Raw genomic sequence first — 6331 nt, 5'->3', positions numbered from 1 at the left:
GCCGCGGCCCCCGCCCCCGACGCGCCGCCGGACGCCCGGCGGCAGGACCTCGCCGGGCTGCAGGCGCGGGTCGAGGAGTCTCGACGGCGGCTCGCGGAAGCCGAGAAGAAGACCGCCACGCTCCAGCAGGAGGTCGAGGCCCTCGACCTCCGGCTGGAGCTCGCGCAGCGCCAGAGGGAATTGATCGCGGCCCGGCGGGACGACGTCTTCCGGCGGACGGCGTCGATCGCCGCCGATCTCGAGACGGCGCGAGCGTCGCGAACCCGCTCGGAAGACGCGTTCCGCGCGCGCATCCTGCTCCTCTCCCGACTCGGGCGGTTCGGATACCTCCGCCTGCTGCTCGCGGCGCGACGGACGTCGGAGGTCTTCGCCGCGATGCGAACGCTCGACGCGATGGCCCAGACCGATGCGCGGGAGCTCGCGCGGTTCGCCGACGCCGGCCGCCGCCTGGAGGCGGATCTCCGGGCCCAGAACGATCTCCGCCGCGAGACCGACCAGCTTCTCGCGCAGGACCGCGACGAGGAGAGGCGGATCGCCGCCGGCAAGAGCGAGCGCCTCCGGCTCCTCGCCCGGTCGAGGAACGTCACGGTGGCGACCCAAAAAGAGGTCACGGAACTCTCGCAGAAGGCCGAGAAGCTCGAAGCGCTCCTCGATCTCCTGGCGCGCGGGGAATCGACGACGGCGGGCTCGCCGCGCCCCTGGCGGGGCGTCCTGGACTGGCCCGTCCGGGGGGCGATCGCGGTGACGTTCGGCCGGCACCGGCATCCGAAGTTCGACGCCTGGACGGTTTCGAACGGCATCGAGATCGCGGCCCCGGACGGCACCCCCGTTTCCGCGATCTACGGGGGAAGGGTCGTTTTCGCGCGGTGGTTCCCCGATTACGGGAACATGGCCGTCATCGACCACGGCGACGAAGTCCTGACGCTGTACGCGCGGCTGCGGTCGATCCTCGTCCGGGTGGGAGACGTCGTCTCCACGGGGGACCGCGTCGGCCTCGTCGGAATCGGGCCCGGCGAGACGGAGCCCTCGCTCTATTTCGAGGTGCGCGACCACCAGAAGGCGACCGATCCCCTGACGTGGCTGCGTTGAGCGCCGGACCCGGTCGGAAGAAATCGCCCGCCGGCGTTGTTCTCCGGGAGGTGGCGGAGCGGGATAGAATCGCGGGGATGAAGTCGAACCGGTCGCGTCTCGCGTTCGTGCTCGTGTCGCTGGCGGCGCTTTTCCTCCTGACGGCGCTCAAGGGTCCCGTTCTCGCTCCCGGCCGCGATCCGGTGCTGAAGCCGCTCGCGATCTTCACGGAAGTCCTGAACCTCACGCGAAGCAACTACGTCGAGCCCGTGGACGTCTCGACGCTCCTCGCCGGCGCCTACGACGGCGTGACCGACGCGATCGATCCTTTCTCCTATTACGTCTCCGGGGACCGGATGTCGCGCTACCGCGCCTTCGAGGCCTCCCGGCCGCTCGATTCCGGACTGGTGCTCGGCCGGCGCGGCGGGTTCGCGTACGTGGTCGCGCCGGTACCCGGTTCGCCCGCGGACGCGGCCGGCATCAAGTCGGGGGACGTGATCCTCGCGATCGAGGGGACGCCGACCCGCAACCAGGCGCTCTGGGAGATCGAGTCGAGCATCGCCGGTCCGGAGGGTTCGGCCGTCGCGCTGAAGGTCCTGCGGGGCGGAGACGAGCGCGAAGTGACGGTGCGGCTCGTGCGGAAGCCGTACACGCCGTCGGCGGTCTCGCAGAAGGCGCAGGACCAGGTGCCGGTCATCCGGATTCCGTATTTCGCTCCCGGAACCGCGGCGGCCGTCGAGAAGGCGCTGCGTTCGGAGCCTCGAGCGGGAGCCGTCATCGTGGACGTGCGTGATTCCGCCGGGGGCGACGTCGACGAAGCCGTCCGGACGGCATCCCTTTTCATTCCCGCGGGGCCCGTTGCCCGGCTCTCCGGAAAGAAGATCCCCGCGCGCGACTACGCGACGACCGGAAGCCGCGTCTGGAGCGGGAAGACGATCGTCCTGATCGACGGCGGGACGGGCGGCGCGCCGGAAATCTTCGCGGGCGCGCTTCACGACCGCGCCGCCGCCGACCTCGTCGGAGAGCCGACGGCGGGAATGGGAATCGTCCAGCGGCTGCTCCCGATGAGCTCGGGAGGAGCGCTCTACCTGACCGTCGGCGAGTACGTTTCTCCGTCGGGAACGGAGCTCACCGGGAAAGGCCTCCGCCCGACGTCGCGGGTCGATCTCTTCCCCGACGACACTCCCGGCGACGCGATCCTGAAGAAAGCCGTCGAGATCGCCCACGGCGCTCCCGCGAAAGCGGCGGCGTAGCCCGGCCATTCCCTCCCGGTCGAGCTCCGGCCGCCGGGGCGCGCAGGGATCCCCGGGAGCCGCGCGCCGGATCCTGTTCGCGGTCCTCCTCTTCGGCGCGGGATTCGGTGCGGCGATGCTCTGGAAGCGGACGCCCTCCGAGCCGACGCCTCCCGTCCGAGTCGCGAAGCAGCGTCCGGCGCCGCGCCCCTCCGAGAACCGGGCGACGCCGCCCCGCCCCGCGGCGCACCGTTCCCCGGCGCCGGAAGAGGGGATCGTCCTCGCCGAAGATCCCGTGACCGACCCTCGCCTGGCGATCGTCGTCGACGATCTCGGAAACGACGACGCGGCGCTCGGACGCGTCGCCGCGCTCCGGGAGCCCCTCGCGGGAGCCGTCCTGCCGGGTCTGCCGCACAGCCGCGAGACGGCGCTCGCGCTGCGCGCCGCCGGCAAGGAGGTGCTCCTCCATCTGCCGATGGAGCCTCTCGATCCGCGCGCGAGGCCGGGACCCGGGCTCGTGCGGACCGGAATGACCGCGGCCCAGATCGCCGGCATGCTGTCGTCGGACCTCGAGGACGTTCCCGGCGCGTCGGGGGTGAACAATCACATGGGTTCGAGGGCCACGGCCGACCGGAAGACGATGGACGCCGTGCTGTCCGTCGTCGGAAAGCGGGGCCTGTTCTTCCTCGACAGCCGGACGACCGCCTTCACGGTCGCCGCGGAGGAAGCCGGGCGCCTCGGCGTGCCGTGCCTCTCCCGGTCGGTTTTCCTCGACGACGTCGCCGACGAATCCGCGATTCGCATCCAGCTCGAGCGGGCGGCGGGCGAAGCCCGGTCCCAGGGGGCCGCGGTCGCGATCGGGCATCCGCATCCCGCGACCCTCGCGGTCCTGGAGCGGGAGCTTCCCCGGCTCGGCTCGGAAGGAATCCGCCTCGTCACCGTCGCGGAGCTCCTCGCTCGCCAGCCGTGACGCCCGGGAGGGCGTTCAGGCCGGCGCCCCGCCCCCGTCCCGGTCCTCCTCCTCCTTGACCGCGTTCCACCACCGGTCGAGCTCCGCGGAGCTGCAGACGCCGACGTCCTTTCCTTCGCGCCTCGCGCGCTCGGAGACGGCGCGGAACCGGCGGCGAAACTTCGCGTTGGCGCCGCGGAGCGCGCGCTCCGGGTCGATGCCCGAGCGCCGGGCCCAGTTCGCGACGGCGAAGAGCAGGTCGCCCAGCTCTTCCTCGGTTCCCGCCCGATCGCCGTCTTTCTGGGCCGCGCGCGCCTCGGCGATTTCCTCCTCGACCTTCGCGAGCAGGTCGGCATTCCTTTCCCATTCGAAGCCGAGTCCGGCGGCACGCTCGCTCATCCGCAGCGCGACCGAGAGGGCCGGCAGGGTCGCCGGGATTCCTTCGAGAGGGTCGGTGCCCGGTTCTCCGGAGAGCCGCTTCCGGCGCTCCCAGCTGGCCCGGACGGCCTCGGCGTCCCTCGCCTTCTCCGGTCCGAAGACGTGGGGATGCCGCTCGATCATCTTCGCCTCGATGGCGGCGGCGACGTCGTCGATCGTGAACCATCCCCGTTCCTGGGCGAGGCGCGAGACGAAGAAGATCTGGAAGAGGACGTCGCCGAGCTCGCCGCGCAGACGCGGGCCGTCGTCGCCGTCGAGGGTCTCGAGGAGCTCGTGCGTCTCCTCGAGGATGTAGGTCGAGATGGTCGCGAAGGTCTGCTCGCGGTCCCACGGGCATTCCCGGCGCAGCCGTTCGACGAGCGCTTCCAGTCGCGCGAGCGCGTCGGCCATCCCGCGAGTCTAACCGCACGGTGCCGGCTTCCCGTCCTCGCGAGGGATGCGCCGAAGCCGCGTCCCGCGCGGGCGCTCGCGAGCGGGCGGAGGCGGGTTGCCGGCCGAACGATCGCGGTGCTAATCTTCGGAAAACCGAGGTGTTCCGTGGCGGACGAAGAAAAGCCGATCAAAGTCTCCGATTTCCGGATGTTCACGCCGGAGGGCGAGTTGAAACCGGAGTACCGTGATCTGGAGGAGGCTTCCGAGCCGGAGACCGCGGCTCCTCCTCCGCCGCCTCCCCCCGCGGAATCGCCGGCTCCGGAACCCGGACCCGAACCCGAGGCGGCGGCTCCCGGGGGGGCCGACCCCGACTTCGTCGACCTCGTGCGGTCGCTCGCGACGAGCGCCTATTCGGCCCTGGGGCTGTTGTCGGACCCGGGCGCGGGGCCGGGCGCCGGCAGCGACCTGGTCGGGGCCCGCCGCATGATCGAATGGCTCGCGCTCCTGGAGCGCAAGACCCGGAAAAACCTCACCTTCGCGGAACAGGACCTCCTGAACCGCGCCCTCTACGAGCTGAGAATGGCGTACGTGGAGGCGAGCGGAGTCGCGACACCGCCGCCGACGCGCTGAATGCGAAAGTTCGTCGCAGGAAGCCTCTTCCTGCTGTCGATCGCGGCCGCGGCGGGCGCGCAGGGACTCGCCGAGCCCGGCGCGCCGGACGCGACCGCGCCGGCGGACCGCGTTTCGCCGCTGCCCCCGCCCACGACGCGCTCGGGCCTCCGCGGCCGCTGGTTCGAGTTCCTCTCCGCGCTGAACGACGACGATTATCCGTCGGCGCGGCTGGCGAGCGCGGATCTGCTCCGGACGGCGAGCCGCGTCGGGATTTCGCGGCTCTCCGACTTCTCCCGCGCGGCGCTCTACCAGGCGCGGCTCGCCGACCGGCAGGGGAAGGCGGACCGTTCCGCCCTCGCTCTCGAGACGGCGATCCAGCTCGATCCCGACCTCGTCGACCCGCGCTGGGAAAAGGCGCGGCTCGCCTGGGCGCGGCACGAGTACGGCGAATCCGCCGTCGCGTTCGGGGAGGCGATCACCGCCCTTTTCCAGGCGGAGGAGTCTCGGCGCGAATTCGTCTCGAACGCCGCGCTCCTCGTCGGCGCCTCGTTCGCGCTCGCGGCCGCCGGCCTCGTTCTCGCGCTCATGCTCCGGCACGCGCGCCGGCTCCTGCATTCGGTGCGGGAGCGGTCGGAGCCGGCGTTCGGGCGCGGGGGCACGGTCGCCGTCGCCCTCGGCGTGCTCGGACTTCCGCTCTGGCTCTCGTTCGGTCCCTTCTGGCTGCTCCTCTACTGGGCCGTCCTCGTGTGCGTCCACGCCGGCAGCCGCGAGCGGGTGGCCGTCGCCGGGGCGCTCCTCGTCGTCGGATTCCTCGGGCCACTGTCGAACGCGATCGCCGACCGGAACCTCATCGCGCGCTCGCCGCTCGTCTCCGCGGCCGTCGATCTCGACGAGAAAATGGAGGAAGGCGGGTCGGTCGACCTGCTCCGCCGCGCTTCCCAGGTCTTCTCCGAAGACCCCGACGTATGGTTCCTGCTCGGCCGATTCGCCCAGCGGCGCGACGACTACGACGAGGCTTCCGCGGACTACGCGCGCGCGCTCAAGGACGATCCGAAGAACTTCCGCGCGATGATCGGGATCGGCAACATCCATTTCTGGCAGGGGGATCTCGGCGAGGCGATGACCGACTATCGCGACGCGATCCAGGTGCGGCCCGCCTCCGCGCTCGCCTGGTACAACCTCTCGCTCGCGCAGGGCGACGCCTACCTCTTCGACCAGCAGAAGGAGTCGCTCGCCAACGCACGCCGGCTCTCTCCGCGCGAGGTCGACCGGTGGATCGAGTCTCCTTCGCTCGCGCGCGTGCTGTCGCTCGACTATTCGCTCGAGGAGGCGGAGCAGCGGTCGCGGCAGTGGAGCCGCGAGGTCAAGAGCCAGGCCCTCCCCGGCCTGGGCCACGCCTGGGCGCCCGCGGACCTCTTCGTCGCGCCGACGTCGATCGGTCCGTGGCTCGCGCTCCTGGTCGGGCTGGTCCTCGGCGCGATCGCGCAGCGGCAGCGGTGGGGCGCGCGCGAGTGCGCGCGGTGCGGGAAGGCGTTCTGCCGGCGCTGCAAGCTGCCGGGATCCGCCGCGCTCTATTGCGCGGCCTGCGACCGGCTCCTGTCCGGCAAGGACGCGGGGGACATCTCCTCGCACGTGGCACAGTCGGAGGAGGCCCGCCGCA

6 protein-coding genes are annotated in these 6331 nt (G+C 71.8%); 5 read left to right on the top strand and 1 reads right to left on the bottom strand.

The genetic code is table 11. From position 1 onward, the window contains the following. From VFS34_10035 to VFS34_10025, 3 genes are all read left to right on the top strand, one after another. Positions 1-1089: peptidoglycan DD-metalloendopeptidase family protein (locus tag VFS34_10035; GenBank protein HET9794791.1), on the top strand; the 1089-nt coding region annotated here is incomplete at its 5' end. Between the two features lie 77 nt (positions 1090-1166). Continuing rightward, positions 1167-2321, top strand: coding sequence for a S41 family peptidase (locus VFS34_10030; protein ID HET9794790.1), 1155 nt, complete (start codon positions 1167-1169; stop codon positions 2319-2321). 115 nt (positions 2322-2436) lie between these two features. After that, entirely contained in the window at positions 2437-3270 is an 834-nt protein-coding gene (locus VFS34_10025) for a divergent polysaccharide deacetylase family protein (GenBank protein HET9794789.1), read from the top strand. Positions 3271-3285: 15 nt separating this feature from the next. Here the strand turns inward: VFS34_10025 and mazG are convergent, their stop codons facing one another. Continuing rightward, positions 3286-4077, bottom strand: coding sequence for a nucleoside triphosphate pyrophosphohydrolase (gene mazG / locus VFS34_10020; GenBank protein ID HET9794788.1), 792 nt, complete (start codon positions 4075-4077; stop codon positions 3286-3288). 147 nt (positions 4078-4224) lie between these two features. On the opposite strand from mazG, the gene VFS34_10015 reads away from it, so the two are divergent. Beyond that, positions 4225-4689, top strand: a complete 465-nt coding sequence (locus VFS34_10015; GenBank protein HET9794787.1) for a DUF1844 domain-containing protein — start codon at positions 4225-4227, stop codon at positions 4687-4689. Then, positions 4690-6331, top strand: a 1642-nt coding sequence (locus VFS34_10010; protein ID HET9794786.1) for a tetratricopeptide repeat protein, incomplete at its 3' end; no start/stop codon positions are given.

It is taken from the genome of Thermoanaerobaculia bacterium (assembly GCA_035717485.1).
GTDB lineage: Bacteria > Acidobacteriota > Thermoanaerobaculia > UBA5066 > DATFVB01 > DATFVB01.
The sequence above is the reverse complement of the archived record's forward strand: the minus strand, read 5'-3'. Positions and strand labels throughout refer to the sequence as shown.

Excerpts from the sequence above, each read along its gene's own strand:
- VFS34_10030 (HET9794790.1), top strand. The coding sequence starts at position 1,167 with ATGAAGTCGAACCGGTCGCGTCTCGCGTTCGTGCTCGTGTCGCTGGCG.
- VFS34_10025 (HET9794789.1), top strand. The coding sequence starts at position 2,437 with ATGCTCTGGAAGCGGACGCCCTCCGAGCCGACGCCTCCCGTCCGAGTC.
- mazG (HET9794788.1), bottom strand. The coding sequence starts at position 4,077 with ATGGCCGACGCGCTCGCGCGACTGGAAGCGCTCGTCGAACGGCTGCGC.